Below are 15,790 nucleotides of genomic sequence, written 5' to 3'. Positions count from 1 at the left end.
AAGCTCTTGAATTTCAAGAGCCTGATATGTTTATTTTAATAGTTTTCTTCTTCCCCCTTCATCTTCTCTGCATTTTCTGCCATGATCACGGCGTCTATCATTTCAGAAATATCCCCGTTCATATAGGCATCGAGATTATACATCGATTTGTTGATTCTGTGATCTGTCACCCTTCCCTGTGGATAGTTGTAGGTTTTGATCTTTGCAGAACGGTCTCCGGTAGAAACCATCGATTTACGTTGTGCTGCAATATCACCCTGAACTTTCTGCAATTCGATATCGTATAGTTTGGTTCTCAGCATTTCCATTGCCAATTCACGGTTTGCCAGCTGAGAACGGGCCTGCTGACAAACAACGACCATTCCTGAAGGTTTATGAGTCAGCTGAACTTTAGTTTCAACCTTGTTTACGTTCTGACCTCCGGCTCCACCTGAACGGGATGTCTGCATTTCAATATCTGCAGGATTCAGTTCAAAATCCACTTCTTCAGCTTCGGGTAAAACAGCAATGGTAATGGCAGAGGTATGAACTCTACCCTGAGATTCTGTTTCAGGAACACGCTGTACACGGTGCACTCCGGATTCAAATTTCATGATACCGTAAACGCCTTCACCTTCCACCTTCATGATAAGTTCCTTATATCCTTTTGCTGCTTCATTAGAATCTGTCACTTCATGTTTCCAACCTTTTGTTTTGAAATACATGGAGTACATTCTATAGACATCTTCCACGAAGATAGCCGCTTCATCACCACCGGTTCCGGCACGTAATTCCACGATGATGTTTTTGTCGTCGGCAGGATCTTTAGGAATCAATAAAACTTTCAGCTCTTCTTCCAAACCCGGAAGTTTAGCCTGCGCTTCTACTTTTTCCTCCTTAGCCATATCTACCAAATCTCTGTCTGAACCATCTGCAATGATTTCTTCAGATTCTGCAATATTGTCTAGAGCCCCTTTATACTGATCGTAAACTCTTACAATCTTACCCAAATCACTGTATTCTTTATTTAATGAAGAATATTTTTTTTGATCTGAAATGATATCAGGCTGTATAATAAGGTCTGCAACCTCATTATATCTTTGTTTAATCGCTTCTAGCTTTGGAATTAATGATTTAGACATTCTGCAATTTTTGAGAGTGCAAAGATAAGAATTATTAATTCAAATTAAAATTCCTTTCTACAATCAAATCGTCATAATTTTTTGAAACCTTTGGGTTTATGATATTTTTCAGATGATCAAGCTGGCTTACCGTTAGAATTTCATTTAAAATAAGAATAATTGCTTTCATCAAGATGGAAGATTTTATTCTACACAATTTACTGAATAATTATTCTGTTGGCTTTTTAAAAAACCTTTGATCAACTGCATATAAAATAAGTCCGAAGGCTACTATACCAAGTCCTATAATACTCTCTTTCGGGTTATGAATAAGCGTAAAATAGAGAATATAGATACTGAAAAGAAGAAAAACGGCCGGAAAAATATAAAATAGATTGGATTTAAATATCTTTCGCTGGTCTTTTTTCAGAAAGAAAACGGTAGAAATGGAAAGACTGGCAAATAACTGAAGGATAAATGCGGTGTAAACAAATATTTCTTTAAAACTTCCTGTCAGAATGATCACCGAAGCAATCACAGCATGGACAAAGATCGCTCTTACGGGAATTCCTTTTTTGTTGTTGACAGCTAGTGATCTCCATAAATGATTTTCTTTTGCAAAAGCCTGCGTCAGCCTTGAACCTACCCACAGATATCCGCTGATGGTTGCAATCAACTGCAAGGCAATAAAAATATTGACAATTTTTCCAAAGCCGATACCCAGCATATTGCCTGCTGCTTCTCCCATCACATCTTCTTTTCCTGCCATCTGAACTACTGGTGCGTGTTTGAGCATGATATAATTGACCAGAAGGTAACTTAACGTTACAAAAACAGTTCCCACAATTAAAGCTCTGGGAAGATTTTTCTGGACCTCTTTGATTTCTCCTGCGATATAAGATGCAGAATTCCATCCGGTATAGGAATAGGTAACAAATACCAGAGATGTTGCGAATGCCGGAAGCATAATTTCGTCCTGCCAGCTGGTTCCGAATTCAAGACTGTTTCCTGAAGCAGATCCCGGAAGCACACCCCCCAAAATAACCAGCACAATGATGAAAGCAATTTTGATCAAGGTAAAAAAATTGTGAAACCGGCTTGAGGTTTTAAGGCTGAATGATAATGTTGCCGCCACCAGGAAAATGAATCCAATCGCAAAACCGTTTCCAAAGGTATAATTAAAGGCTGAAAGATATTTTGACATGGCCAATGCAGCCAAAGCCACGGGCGCAGAAAACCCAATAATCAGAGAGATCCAGCTGACCAGATAGCCGAAAACCGGATGATAGGTTTCTTTAAGATAAATATAATCTCCTCCGTTTCCCTTAAAATAAGATCCCAGCTCAGCATAGCAAAAAGCCCCAAACAAAGCGAGAATCCCACCGATGATCCACAACAGAAAAATACTGTAGGTATTGGTAATATCAGAAAGCTGAAAGCCTAAGGTGGTAAATATCCCGGTCCCGATCATATTGGAAACAACGATGGCAGCAGCGGTTTTCCAGCCGATCTGGTGTGTAGCAGTACTCATTTAGCAGTTAAAAATTAAAATTAAGTCTTCCGAAGAAATAGTTCCCTAAGGTTCCCATCTGAACCGGAGCATATTTAAATACTCCATAATATGAGTTTTCATAAATCTGAAGATCCGGAAAGACATCCAGTACGTTATTGGCACCCACCGTCAGGTTAATACTTTTTGTGATATCATATCCTACACTCACATCGGTTACTACTTTAGGCGTAAAGCTCTGAACTTTTCCAAAAGGATAACCATCTCTTATGACCTGCCCAAAATAAGTATTTCTTACCATGAAATTGAATTTTCCGATGGCATAATTCAGTCCTAAGGATGCTTTTGTTTTGGGAGACAGGGTTTCAATAATATTGATCTGATCGGGCCCGAAGAATTCATTTTGGGCAGGCACTAACTTTTCAGGAAAATGGAAATCTTTGATCTTTGTCTCAGTATAATTTCCTGCGAGATTGATATTTAAATTTCCACCGCCTACTTTCCAGTCATACGTTACTACCACATCAACGCCTTTTGTCTCGGTATCAATAGCATTGGCGAAAAACCTTCCGCTTTCTACGTTATACTCCGCCAGTCTTGGATCTGTGATATTACTGGTGATCACAATTCTATCCTTTACCCTGATCCAATATCCATCAACTGTGATCAGTAGTCTGTTGGCTGGCTTTACAGCAAATCCAGCACTGGCATTGACTGATGTTTCCTGCTTTAATGTATCGAATCCAAGCGCTTTTGCCGCATCGCTGTCGTTTCTGAAAATCCCTTTGGTCACAATGCCAGATCCTGAAGTAGAAATATCTGCATAGGAGTTGTTAAAATATTGCTGCTGAAGGGAGGGGGCTCTGAAACCAGTTCCCACCGCTGCTCTTATAGCATAGTCTTTTACAAATTCATATCTCAATGCCAGTTTTCCGTTCAGGGTATTTCCAAAATCTGAATAGTTTTCAAATCTCCCGGCAAGATCTATATTTAATTTTTTAGCAAGATCATAAGAAACATCTGCATATACCGCTGCTGAATGTCTGGATTTTTTCAAGGCATTATCCGGTGAAAAACCTATAAATGACTGTGAACCCCCATTGCCTTCAACCGTAGAATCAGGGCCGGAAGGATTCCCATTGATGTCATAACGGGTGTAAGAAGCTTCATCTCCTGCTTTGATTTGATATTGTTCAAAACGGAATTCTCCTCCAAAGGCTACATTAAACTGATTGATATTTTTAGATATATCAAGATTGACAGTATTCTGAAGGAAACTGTGAGCTCCTGCATAAAAACTTGTTGGAGATTTCGCTCCCAACGAAGCATTATTGGTATTATTCACATTATAATTGAACGTATTGCTTCCGAAAGTATTGCTTAAATCAATCAGCCAGTTGTTTACATTATATTTAGCTCCTAAAGCATAGGAGAAATCGTAGACCTGTGATCCCAGAGAGGCCTGAAATCCGTTTGGATAAATAGAAGAAACCACATTAGATGTTTCACTTGGCAGCCTTCTGAAACCAAATCCTTTTCCTTCTTTAATACTGAAACCTCCGAAAGAATAAAGTTTGAAGTTTTCACTCAAAGGATATTCTGAATTAAAAAACAATTGTGCCTGTCTGATCTGAGCATCTCCGATCTGGAAGTTAAAATCATTACGCGTCAATCCCCGTTCTCTTATTTTTTGATCGTCAGCTGCTCTCGCTGCATCAGGATCATCTGCAAATTCATACGCAAAATTATCTCCGAAAATATCAAGATCATGATTTTGAGTTCTTGTAGTCTTACCCCGGTGACTCAACTGCAGTGAGAGATTGATGTAACTGTCTTTTTTTCCAAGAGAGGATCCATAGTTGATTCCTGTCTGATAAGTTTCCCCGTCGTTTCTTCCAGTAATTCCGTAAGATGCCGATGCCGACGCTCCAATATCTTTTTTAAGGATGATATTCACAACCCCTGCAATAGCATCTGAACCATACTGTGCTGCCGCACCGTCTCTCAGAACTTCTATCCTGTCAATAGCAATCACCGGAATAGTACTGAGATCCGTTCCTACAGATCCGTTTCCGACCGTATTCTGATAATTCACCAGTGAGCTGGTATGCCTTCTTTTGCCATTGACGAGTACTAACACCTGATCAGGTCCCATTCCTCTCAGACTTACGGGATCAATATGTTCCGTGCCGTCAGAAGCTGATTGTCTTACCGCGTTGAATGAAGGGATCACATAGTTCAGAAGATCCTGAACTGTAGTTTGCGGTGCAGATCTCTGCAGTTTTTCTATATTGATAATGTCTACGGGAACCGGGGTTTCCAGTTTTGTTCTTTTGGCATTCCGGTTTCCTACAATGACCACATCTTCGATCTGAGTTCCTTTTTCCTGTTCCTGTGCGTTGACCAAAACGGATCCCAAGAGTATAACAGACAGGCTTAATTTTTTCATCTTTCGTTCTTATAAATTAATAATATACTTCTACGGACCTCATCCGCAGATATAAAAAGACTTCAAGAAATGGAATTGCTGCCAGAATATTGACTTTTCTCATCTTCCCCACAACGGGCTGGAATTAGCACCTTTACACTTTTTAGAGACGTGCAGGTTGCTAAGGTTTCATAGGGCCAAATCCCTCCACCTTTCTTGATAATCTACTGCAAAAGTAGACTAATATTTTTAATTACCAAAAAGTAGATTTATATATTCTGTGCTGTGAATAAAAAAGAGGGATCATGTCCTTTCATCATCCCTCTTTTTTCCATTTATTTAATCACCATCTTCTGGATAGCTGTGCCTGTTTCAGACCGTAAATGAACCAGATAGGTTCCGGAAGGATAGGCTAACTTCAATTCATAAGTTCCGTTTTCCTGAGGTAATTGAAATGAATCCATTTTTTTGCCGCTCATGTCAAAAATAACGATGTCTCCGTTTTTCACTTTGTGGTAAATCAATTTTACTAAACCATTTTTTACGGGATTATCTGCAATCTGAAGTGATAATTTATTCATTGCGTTGACATCAACGGTTGCAAGTGCTCCGGAGTAATTTCCAAAAACCCTGAATTCTCCAGGCTGCAACATAATAGGAGTTGTGGTAGAAGCAAAATTCGAGATCGTGTTATCCATCAGGTTCTGCCATTGCCCTGCATACGGAAAATAAGGAATAACATTTTGTGCGGACGTGGTATAATTGGCCAGCACAACAACGTTTTTCATTCCATTCAGGGTATTATCATATACATAAATCCTCGTGATCAGGCCCTCCGGGTCATTGGTAAGGTTGTTGGATTCTATTGTGTATGTTTTAGACTTGAAAACCTGGTGGCTATTTCTGATATTGATGATTTTAGCCCAGGTATCATATACCGCTTTTCTGCTGGCATTCGTATCATAGCCTAGTGTAAAGGCAACAGGTTTTTCATCGGTTCTGCATCCGCTGTTGATCGTACCGTTTGCACAACGGTTGATACTGAATTCGTAACCCAATTCTCCAAACTGCCAGATCATTTTAGGACCGGGAATGGTAAAAAATGTCGCCCCAAAAGTTTTCATTCTTTCTAAAGCAGTAGTAAGGTTGGTCACATTGTAGTTTCCGTTAATGGCACCATACGCAAGGTTCTTAAACATTAATCTTTCTTCATCATGACTTTCTCCATATCCTACGGCACTCTTATTGGTAAAACCATGAAGACTGTGATTCATTCTGTCATAATTGCTGTTATCCTTATAGCCCATTGTATTCTGGTTATAAGGATCGGTTTGTTTATTCCACAGCATTACTCCTTTTCCTTCGTCTATTCTATAATTGGCCCATTGCTGTTCTTCGGCATCTGTTCCCAGATGTTCAAAGATCATGTAAGAGTTGGGATCAATAGCCCATTGTTTGTCTGCATACTGTTTCATAATATCTACTCTATCCTGCTGGTAGGCATTGGTACAGACTTCATCATTTTCCGAGCAGTTTTGGGTAAAACCTTTGGTAAGATCCCAGCGGAATCCATCAATATGATACTCGGTAAGCCATTGCTGAAGGCTTCTTTCAACGTAATATTGAGTTGAAGGGCTAGTATGGTTGAAATCATTAAACACGTTATAAGAATGTTTGGGAACCTGATTAAAATAAGGATTATTAGCCGCTATTTCGCCGTAGCCATCACCATCCGGGTCAATATTCCAGAGTCTTGCAAGAGGAGAACGTCCCGTAGCATGATTAAAGGCAATGTCTAAAATAACAGCAATTCCATTCTGGTGGCATAAGTCAACAAATTCTTTAAATTTTTCGGGCGTTCCATACGCTTTATCCAATGCGTAATGGAATGAAGTATTATATCCCCAGGAAAGGTTGCCTTCAAATTCCATAATAGGAAGCAATTCTATGGCATTGATATTCAAATTTTTTAAATAAGAGATTTTGTTAATGAGTGACTGCCAGTTTTTTTCCTGGGTAAAATCTCTGAGCAATAGTTCATACACTACAAGGTCTTCTTTAGCCGGCCTTTGAAAATTAATCGTTTGCCAGTTATAAGGAGCCTGCCCGGTTTTAAACATAGAAACTTCAAAATCCTGTCCTGCAGGAAACGGTGGTAAGTTCGGATAGGTAGCATTTGAGATCCACTGATCATCATAGGAAGATAAGATCTGTGGTGAATAAGGATCTGCTACTTTTTTGAGATCATTGGTTCTGTATTGGAACGTATATAACTGCTGAGGGGTCAGCCCATTTAATTCAATCCAGTAAAGATCCGGATTGGCAGTATCTCTTTTCATTAAATAAGCGTCATTTACAGCCCAGTTATTAAAGCTTCCGATCACATGTACAAAATTTTTATGAGGTGCATAAAGAGCAAGTCCTACTTTGGTCTGATCGGATGGAAGATAGTTGATTCCCTGTCTGATCCAGCCGGGAATTGCTTCCGAAATGACCGTCCTGGGAGTCTGTAGTATAAATGCTGCATTTTTTGAGTTCGAATTGGTGTCTGTTGCAATCAGCTCCATGTTGGCATCCTGAGTTACCGTATAACTATAATTATAAGACTGGGATGGAACAGAAGTAGAATTGACAACTGTTCCGTTAGCCTTTAGCTGAAATATGGCGCTAACATTTGTGGTTGCCGTGATATTGACAGAGTTTCCCGAAGGAACTGTTGTGAGACTATTGGCGACCGGATTCGTCAAGTTTAAATTTAAAATACCAACATTGACAAAAATATCCGGCGAGGTCTGATGTGAACCTGTTTTATCTTTTAACAGGAATCCGAACCTTCCTATTCCTGTTCTTCCATAAAAGGTGGTTGGAGTAAAAGTTAAGGAATAAGTATCTGTAATTGAATTATAACTGAGTTTATTCAAATCATTAGAGTTGTTCCAGCTTCCGTTGGTAGGACAATCCTGACTGTTTTGATAATTGGTATCAAAAGACCATGACCACATGTAAATAGAATTATTGGAAACACCCCATGCGGATTCATCGATCTGATCTCCCGGAACCGTTAGCGTGATGGCATCAGTTTCGTTGAAGGGATTCGGAGCGATTGTATAATTGATCTGTCCAAAAGAAAACACCGCAACCAACAGGTAAACAAGGGAATAAAACTTTTTCATTTTCTTTATTTTTATCGAATATAGTATTTATTTTCATCTTTATACTTCATTTACCTGTGAAAATTAAGTATATAAAAAAGCTTATGAAAAACTTCATAAGCCTTTATGATAAAAGTAATTGTAACAAACTAATATTTAAAAATAATTCATAGGCTAATCAACAAAGAGCCAACTGCACCCCTGCTGATCAATCAAGTATTTAAAAATCTAGTTTTTAATAATTTTCTTAGAAAAAGCCTGCCCGATGTTTATTTTGAAACTGAGAATGCTAAAAGCGAAGAAAATGATTATTAATATAGGAATTATAATCAAAGAAATTGCGATGGAATGCGGATATGAATATGTACAGAATTTCAATAGGGCATTCAAGAAAAAATTCGGGATCTCGCCTGAACAGCTGAGAAATGGATAATAAAAAAACCGCCTAAAAAAATTAAGCGGTTTATATATATTGTTTTGCTTTGATATTACTTTTTCAGAATTAAGGTGAAAAAGCAATGACAATCAAATTAATGATGATGTCCGTGATCGTGTAGGAAAGGTCCGTTTCCTTTAGGATTGCTGTAGATTACTTCTACACCTTCCTGCTCATTCACCTCTTTTCTTCTGATGTCCTCAGGGTCGAAAGGTTTTACTTTTCCGAAATATTCTTTCAGACCTTCAGTTAACCACATTGGGATTACCAAACCGAAGAACATGAAGATACACCAGAACCCTACTAAGAACATGATTATAAAGAATACAGTCCATAGGAACTGGTAGAACGGCCAAAATGCTGATAAAATCGTTATCATTTTCTTAAAGATTTTAGGCAAAAATAGGACTTTTTTGTGTCGTACACAAAAGATACACGCCCTATTTTCTAATTTATTTTGATTTTAAACTAATTAGTGGGCTAGATCTGCGAAGAAATCGTTGCCTTTATCGTCCGTAATGATGAAGGCCGGGAAGTCTTTCACTTCGATCTTTCTTACGGCTTCCATCCCTAATTCAGGGAAATCTACGATATCTACGGATACAATATTGTCTTTGGCAAGGATGGCTGCAGGTCCACCGATAGATCCCAGATAGAATCCTCCGTATTTACCACATGCATCCGTTACTTCTTTAGTTCTGTTTCCTTTCGCCAGCATAATCATGCTTCCGCCGTGGCTCTGAAATTCATCAACATAAACGTCCATTCTTCCGGCAGTTGTAGGCCCGAAACTTCCTGATGCCATTCCTTCCGGAGTTTTTGCAGGTCCCGCATAATAGATCGGATGATTTTTGAAATACTCAGGCATCGGTTGTCCGCTGTCCAGAATTTCTTTAATCTTTGCGTGGGCAATATCTCTTGCGACGATCAATGTTCCGTTTAATTTCAATCTCGTTTTGATCGGATATTTTGAAAGCTCAGCCAAAATTTCCGGCATTGGCTTATTCAAATTGATTTCGACAGCCTCTTCTAAGTGCGGAGGAGTATCCGGCAAGAATCTCTTCGGATTTTCTTCCAGCTGTTCAAGGAAAATACCGTCTCTGGTGATTTTCCCTTTAATGTTTCTATCTGCTGAACATGAAACCCCCATTCCCACAGGGCAGGAAGCAGCATGACGAGGAAGTCTGATTACTCTTACGTCATGGGTAAGATATTTTCCTCCAAATTGAGCTCCGATGGCACTTTCCTGGCAGATTTTCTGAACTTTGGCTTCCCATTCAAGGTCTCTGAATGCCTGCCCACCTTCATTTCCTTCTGTCGGAAGGTTGTCATAGTATTTTGCAGATGCTTTTTTCACAGCAGCAAGATTCGCTTCAGCAGAAGTTCCTCCAATGACAAGAGCCAGATGATATGGAGGGCACGCGGCCGTTCCAAGATCTGAGATTCTTTCTTTGACAAATGCCTCAAGAGACTTTTCGTTCAGTAATGATTTGGTCTTCTGATACAGGAATGTTTTGTTAGCAGATCCCCCTCCTTTCGTTAAAAATAAAAATTCATAGTAATCTCCTTTTTTAGCATAAATATCAATTTGTGCCGGAAGATTGGATCCTGAATTTTTTTCTTCGAACATGGTTAAAGGAACTACCTGCGAATATCTAAGGTTTCTTTTCTGATAGGTATTGTAAATTCCTTTGCTCAGGTATTCTCCGTCATCCACTCCGGTGTAAACACTTTCTCCTTTTTTACCCATTACAATAGCTGTACCTGTATCCTGGCAAGAAGGAAGCGCTCCCTCAACGGCAACTGCTGCATTCTGTAAGAGATTATATGCTACGAATCTGTCATTATCAGTAGCTTCCGGATCATCGATGATTCTTTTAAGACTTTCCAGGTGCGAAGAACGAAGCATGAAAGAAACATCAGCCATCGCTTCTTCCGCTAAAAGCTCCAGTCCTTTCGGGTCAATGGTTAAAATCTCTCTATCTCCCAATTGCTCAACCTTTACATAGTCTGATGTCAATTTTTTATACACCGTATCATCTTTCTGGATCGGATACGGATCCTGATATCTAAAATCCATTCAATTTTTGTTTGTGCAAAAATACGCCATCCTTAAAAAAACATGAGTAAAATCAGTGATCCATATTGATATTTATAATGGTTATAAATTGCGTGATTCTGCGTTTATCGTTAACTTTATAAAAATTTCAATCACAATGAATTACAGAATCGAAAAGGACACTATGGGAGAGGTTCAGGTACCTTCAGACAAGTTTTGGGGGGCACAGACTGAACGTTCCAGAAATAATTTCAAGATCGGACCGGAGGGTTCTATGCCCCACGAAATCATTGAGGCTTTTGCTTATTTAAAGAAAGCGGCAGCCTACGCCAATACAGATCTTGGAGTTCTTCCTGCTGAAAAAAGAGATATGATTGCCAAGGTGTGTGAGGAAATCCTGGAAGGAAAACTCAACGATCAGTTTCCTTTGGTGATCTGGCAGACGGGGTCGGGGACGCAGTCCAATATGAATATCAATGAAGTGGTTTCAAACAGAGCTCACGTAAACAATGGCGGAGTTTTGGGCGAAAAATCTGAAATTCACCCGAATGATGATGTGAATAAATCACAGTCTTCCAATGATACCTACCCAACGGCAATGCATATTGCTGCTTATAAAAAAGTGGTGGAAGTAACGATTCCTGCTGTTGAAAAACTGAAGAATACGATTGCAGCCAAAGCAGAAGCTTTTAAAGATATTGTAAAAATCGGGAGAACCCACCTTATGGACGCTACTCCTCTTACGCTTGGCCAGGAGTTTTCAGGCTACAAAGCTCAGCTTGAATATGGATTGAAAGCTTTAAAAAATACACTTCCTCACCTTTCTGAACTTGCTTTGGGAGGAACTGCTGTGGGTACAGGACTCAATACACCAAATGGTTATGATGTAAAAGTAGCTGAATATATTGCTAAGTTTACGAATCACCCTTTCATTACTGCTGAAAATAAATTTGAAGCATTAGCTGCTCATGATGCGATTGTAGAATCTCACGGAGCTTTAAAGCAACTGGCTGTTTCACTATTCAAAATAGCTCAGGACATCAGATTGCTGGCTTCCGGACCGCGTTCGGGAATTGGTGAAATTCATATTCCTGAAAATGAACCGGGATCTTCTATTATGCCGGGGAAAGTAAATCCTACGCAGAATGAAGCCATGACCATGGTTTGTGCTCAGGTTCTTGGAAATGACACCACCATATCGTTTGCGGGAACGCAGGGGAATTATGAACTTAATGTTTTCAAGCCTGTTATGGCTTACAACTTCCTGCAGTCTGCACAACTGATTGCTGATGCCTGTATTTCATTCAATGATCATTGTGCGGAAGGTATTGAACCGAATCATGAGAGAATTAAAGAGCTGGTAGACAAATCATTAATGCTTGTCACTGCTTTAAATACCCACATCGGTTACGAAAATGCAGCAAAAATTGCAAAAACAGCCCACAAAAATGGGACTACTCTAAAAGAAGAAGCTGTGAATCTTGGCTTTTTAACAGCTGAACAGTTTGACGAATGGGTAAAGCCGGAAGATATGGTGGGAAGCCTTAAATAAGATTTTAGAACCTATAGATTAAATGATAGAAACCTCAGAAATTCTGGGGTTTTTGTTTTAAGTAAGATATTGAACAACAAATTTTTATAAAATTACATTCTTCAATTTTATTTTTTCATATATTAGTGATATATAAAGCTAATCGTATGAAAAATCTAAAAAAATTCAACAGAGCGAACCTGAAAGAAGTATTCGGGGGAGTGGTTATTCCACACTGCCCTATTAACTATTCGTATCTTATCCCCTACAATGGCTATTATGCATGTTGCCGTTTTCCTACAGACAATCCATGCCAGGGAATGTGCATGGTGCATGTTGATATGTGTGCTGTTCCGATAGAGGAAGATCCTATTTAAAATAATTGATAGAAAGGCCGGAAGCATATTTCCAGCCTTTTTTTATCCTGAAAATTCATCCAGCATATTTCTGGTAGGTACAAAAAACAAGGTTCCGGTGACGGCTGTGCTGAAATCTAAGATTCTGTCGTAATTGCCAACCGGATCTCCGACAAACATATTGGTCAGCATTTTTTTTGTGGTACTGAATGTACTTGAATAAGCAATAAAATAAGTCCCGAATTCATTGGAAGAGGGTCTTCCAAAAGGCATATTATCTCTTACAATTTTAAGCTCCTCCCCGTTTTCTCCTTCTATATTGGCTAATGCGATATGGGAATTGGATGGCTTCACGGCATCTGACATTTCAATATCATTTTCTTTTGATCTTCCGATTACTTTTTCCTGTTCTTCTGTAGAAAGGCCTTTCCAGGCATCCATATTATGCAGATATTTTTGGACAAACAAGTAGCTTCCTCCTTTATATTGTAAATCTTCTTCTCCAATTTTCGCAAAATAATCCCGGTCTTCTCCGTGCGGATTTTCCGTACCATCTACAAAACCCAGAATGGAACGGGCATCCCAGTATTTAAATCCGTTGATCTCAAGAATACTTTCTGCAACAGGACTTAAAAGTCTGGAGATTTCTATCGTCATATCAAAAATAAGACTTTTATTATCGGCTCTCAGGTGGAAATGAAGATCGCCGGGTGTAGAAACGGCTGTATGCTTTACTCCTCTAATTTCCTCAAAATTGACCAATTCTTTAGGTAACGGGGTTGGAAGCTCTAATTTTTTCCAGCCTTCATAACCTATTCCCATAACACAGCTGGCTCTGCTGTCCGGAAATCTGTTGAAAACTGAATTATTAAGATTGAGAACCAATGCACAAAGCTGTTGAAAGGTATCTTTCAGTAGAGGGCTTTCATTCAGGTTCCACACCATAAAAACAGTGTTGCTGTTAGGATAGTCGGTGACGTTTTGTGATTCTATGCTCATTATTTTTTTATGAATTAAATTACCGGAGACGCAGAAACCTGATCTGCAAAATACTGTTCCAGATCCTTCAATGTTTCAGGATTGGTCTTGATATCTTTGACAAGCTGTCCTTTGTTGACTACAATAATTCTATTGCAGACTTCGGTGGTATGTGACAGGTCATGACTGGAAATAAGAAAAGTCACTCCATCTTGTTTTGAAAGTTCTTTGATCAGGTTTTTAAGTTTAATCTGAGTAGAAGGATCCAGATTGGCAAAAGGTTCATCAAGAATAATAATTTCCGGATTTCCGATAATTGCGCCTATAATTCCTACTTTTTTCTGGTTCCCTTTTGACAAATCACGAACGTATTTTCCTGAATTCAGAATCTCACCATTAAAAAAATCATGGAAAGGTTTTAAGAATTCGTCAATGGAAGCTTTATTCTGACCTCTCAGCTCTCCAATAAAATAAAAATATTCTTCGGGCGTCAGATAGCCGATCAGGAAAGTATCATCCACAAAAGCGGAGACTTTATTCTTCCATGCTTCAGATTCATTGACTTTGATGCCGTCGATGCTTACAAATCCTGTTGTCGCCTGAATCAGATCAAGCATCAGACTGAAAAGTGTTGTTTTACCGGCTCCGTTGTTTCCAACAAGCCCGAATGTTTCTCCGTTAGGAATTTCAAGATGCTCAATTTGAAGAACGGTAGCCGTTCCGTAAGTTTTGGATAAGTTATTGATAGTAATCATAATTTAGTCTTTATTTTTAAATGCATCCAGCGTACTGTACTTTTCTCTTTTATATTGTTTGACAATAATATTGAATATTTTTTCTCTGAGAAAAAACCCTAAAAGTCCCAAAATGGCAATGCTTATGACTCCCCCGGTCATTCCAAAGAAATATTTTGACAAGGCAAAAACCCCCATAGGAAGAAGCATTTTAGGGATCAGCAGGAGTAAGGCTTTGAGGTTAAAACTGTTTTTCTGCCCAATCCTTTTTTCTTTTGAATTAAGGTCGATCTGAGTTTTATTGTAGGCTCCGGACCAAAGGGTAAACTGTGAATTCACGCCCATATTGTAAAGTCCTGCGGCGAAAAATGTGATGTACATTTCCCAGCCGAAATACACATAAAATAAAGCAATGATCATTGAAGCTGCGGTCACAATGTTAATCAGCCACCATTTTGCTTTAAGATATTCTTTATAAGGTACATTCAATGTCATCATCAGAGGATAGTAAGAGCTGTCGAAGGCAGGAACCCGCTGCCCGAAAAGAAACTGAAAACCTCCGGTTACAAAAAGCCCCATAAACATGATCATGGCCGGTGTCTTGTAAATGGCAGAAGTGAACATCAGCATGCCGTAGAAAAGAAAGAAAAAACTTCCGATCAGAATTCCTTTGGTGACTTTATTCCGTCGCAGCATTTTTATATCATTGTTGATGAATGTACCGATGACGCCATACTTGTTTAAGAATGCAATATTTTCTGTTTTTCCGAATTGCTTCTTCGCTTCCAGTCCCTGATCGAGATAGAATTCTTTTCGGATATATTTAAAACAGATGATCCACAAACCAAAAAAGAGAACTATTGGAACGATGATAAAGTAAGGACTTTGATAAAAACTGTATATAAAGTTCTCTGAGTAAGAAAGTACCGGTACAATATGATAATACCCAAGCCCCGCAGTGGCAGCAAACAGGCAGCCTATACTAATAACAACGGCTTCTTTATCGTTGAACAGAATGTTGATAAAATTATTGAGATAAAACAAAAAGGAAATTCCGACAAACCAAGCTAAGATCCCGGTAATACTATATCCATTGAACATGGCAATAACGGAAAAAGTAATAAAAAATAAAGAATTCAGCCAGCTTAAGGCCGATAGAAATGTTTTAACAAACATGTAGTTGACCAGTGTATTCTTTGGAATATTCAAAGTCAGGAATGGTTTGATATTCTGAGTTGACATTTCCTGCCAGATATACTTCAAAATCAAGTCTGCCGCCCAGGCTATGATTAAAAATTTTGAAACTACTTTCAAAGGATCCTGATGCATCTCGTCTCTTACGTAAAAGAATGCAGCAAAAGCGCCTCCTGCCAGGCAAGCCATAAAATAAAGGATTCCTATAAAACGAAGGATTTTCATGGCAAGATTCACGCCTAAGGAAGTACCACGGAAAAAGCTTTTGATTTCCAGCCTGAGGAACTTTAGAAACATATTTTAGTTTTTTAT

12 protein-coding genes and 1 riboswitch are annotated in these 15,790 nt (G+C 38.9%); of the genes, 3 read left to right on the top strand and 9 right to left on the bottom strand.

Features of this window, described 5'->3' with window-relative positions; translation table 11 throughout:
* Positions 1-35 precede the first annotated feature (35 nt).
* The 4 genes from prfA to EG346_RS07540 all read right to left on the bottom strand — a co-directional run bounded on the left by prfA (position 36) and on the right by EG346_RS07540 (position 8,211).
* The gene (gene prfA, locus EG346_RS07555; protein WP_073328887.1) at positions 36-1,121 is read right to left on the bottom strand and encodes a peptide chain release factor 1; all 1,086 of its coding nucleotides are present in this window, start codon (positions 1,119-1,121) and stop codon (positions 36-38) included.
* Between the two features lie 208 nt (positions 1,122-1,329).
* Positions 1,330-2,631, bottom strand: coding sequence for an APC family permease (locus EG346_RS07550; RefSeq protein WP_123877787.1), 1,302 nt, complete (start codon positions 2,629-2,631; stop codon positions 1,330-1,332).
* 7 nt (positions 2,632-2,638) lie between these two features.
* On the bottom strand, positions 2,639-5,059 hold the full coding sequence (locus tag EG346_RS07545) for a TonB-dependent receptor plug domain-containing protein (RefSeq protein ID WP_123877784.1): 2,421 nt from the start codon (positions 5,057-5,059) through the stop codon (positions 2,639-2,641).
* Positions 5,060-5,155: 96 nt separating this feature from the next.
* Positions 5,156-5,264, bottom strand: a riboswitch (SAM riboswitch).
* A gap of 109 nt (positions 5,265-5,373) precedes the next feature.
* On the bottom strand, positions 5,374-8,211 hold the full coding sequence (locus EG346_RS07540) for an alpha-amylase family glycosyl hydrolase (RefSeq protein ID WP_123877782.1): 2,838 nt from the start codon (positions 8,209-8,211) through the stop codon (positions 5,374-5,376).
* Positions 8,212-8,455: 244 nt separating this feature from the next.
* Here EG346_RS07540 and EG346_RS07535 point away from each other — a divergent pair, with 244 nt between their 5' ends.
* Complete coding sequence (locus tag EG346_RS07535) at positions 8,456-8,623, top strand: helix-turn-helix domain-containing protein (protein WP_123877780.1); 168 nt, start codon at positions 8,456-8,458, stop codon at positions 8,621-8,623.
* A 97-nt stretch (positions 8,624-8,720) separates the two neighbouring features.
* Here EG346_RS07535 and EG346_RS07530 read toward each other — a convergent pair whose 3' ends face one another.
* A complete protein-coding gene (locus EG346_RS07530) occupies positions 8,721-9,005 on the bottom strand; it encodes a hypothetical protein (protein WP_181876125.1) in 285 nt (94 codons plus the stop codon).
* Positions 9,006-9,098: 93 nt separating this feature from the next.
* On the bottom strand, positions 9,099-10,706 hold the full coding sequence (locus tag EG346_RS07525) for a fumarate hydratase (RefSeq protein WP_073328877.1): 1,608 nt from the start codon (positions 10,704-10,706) through the stop codon (positions 9,099-9,101).
* A gap of 136 nt (positions 10,707-10,842) precedes the next feature.
* Between EG346_RS07525 and fumC the strand changes: the two genes are divergently transcribed.
* Both fumC and EG346_RS07515 read left to right on the top strand, forming a co-directional pair.
* A complete protein-coding gene (fumC, locus tag EG346_RS07520) occupies positions 10,843-12,237 on the top strand; it encodes a class II fumarate hydratase (protein WP_123877778.1) in 1,395 nt (464 codons plus the stop codon).
* Positions 12,238-12,383: 146 nt separating this feature from the next.
* Entirely contained in the window at positions 12,384-12,593 is a 210-nt protein-coding gene (locus EG346_RS07515) for a bacteriocin-like protein (RefSeq protein ID WP_123877776.1), read from the top strand.
* A 42-nt stretch (positions 12,594-12,635) separates the two neighbouring features.
* Here the strand turns inward: EG346_RS07515 and EG346_RS07510 are convergent, their stop codons facing one another.
* The 3 genes from EG346_RS07510 to EG346_RS07500 are packed head-to-tail and all read right to left on the bottom strand — an operon-like array spanning position 12,636 to position 15,775.
* Positions 12,636-13,571 (bottom strand): Dyp-type peroxidase, encoded by a 936-nt coding sequence (locus EG346_RS07510; RefSeq protein WP_123877774.1) that lies wholly within the window; start codon positions 13,569-13,571, stop codon positions 12,636-12,638.
* A gap of 14 nt (positions 13,572-13,585) precedes the next feature.
* Positions 13,586-14,305, bottom strand: a complete 720-nt coding sequence (locus tag EG346_RS07505) for an ABC transporter ATP-binding protein (RefSeq protein ID WP_123877772.1) — start codon at positions 14,303-14,305, stop codon at positions 13,586-13,588.
* Between the two features lie 3 nt (positions 14,306-14,308).
* A complete protein-coding gene (locus EG346_RS07500; RefSeq protein WP_123877770.1) occupies positions 14,309-15,775 on the bottom strand; it encodes a DUF5687 family protein in 1,467 nt (488 codons plus the stop codon).
* Positions 15,776-15,790 lie beyond the last annotated feature (15 nt).

It is taken from the genome of Chryseobacterium carnipullorum (assembly GCF_003815695.1).
In the GTDB taxonomy this organism is placed as follows: domain Bacteria; phylum Bacteroidota; class Bacteroidia; order Flavobacteriales; family Weeksellaceae; genus Chryseobacterium; species Chryseobacterium carnipullorum.
Note: the sequence above shows the minus strand (reverse complement) of the source record. Positions and strands in the feature narration are given on the sequence as shown.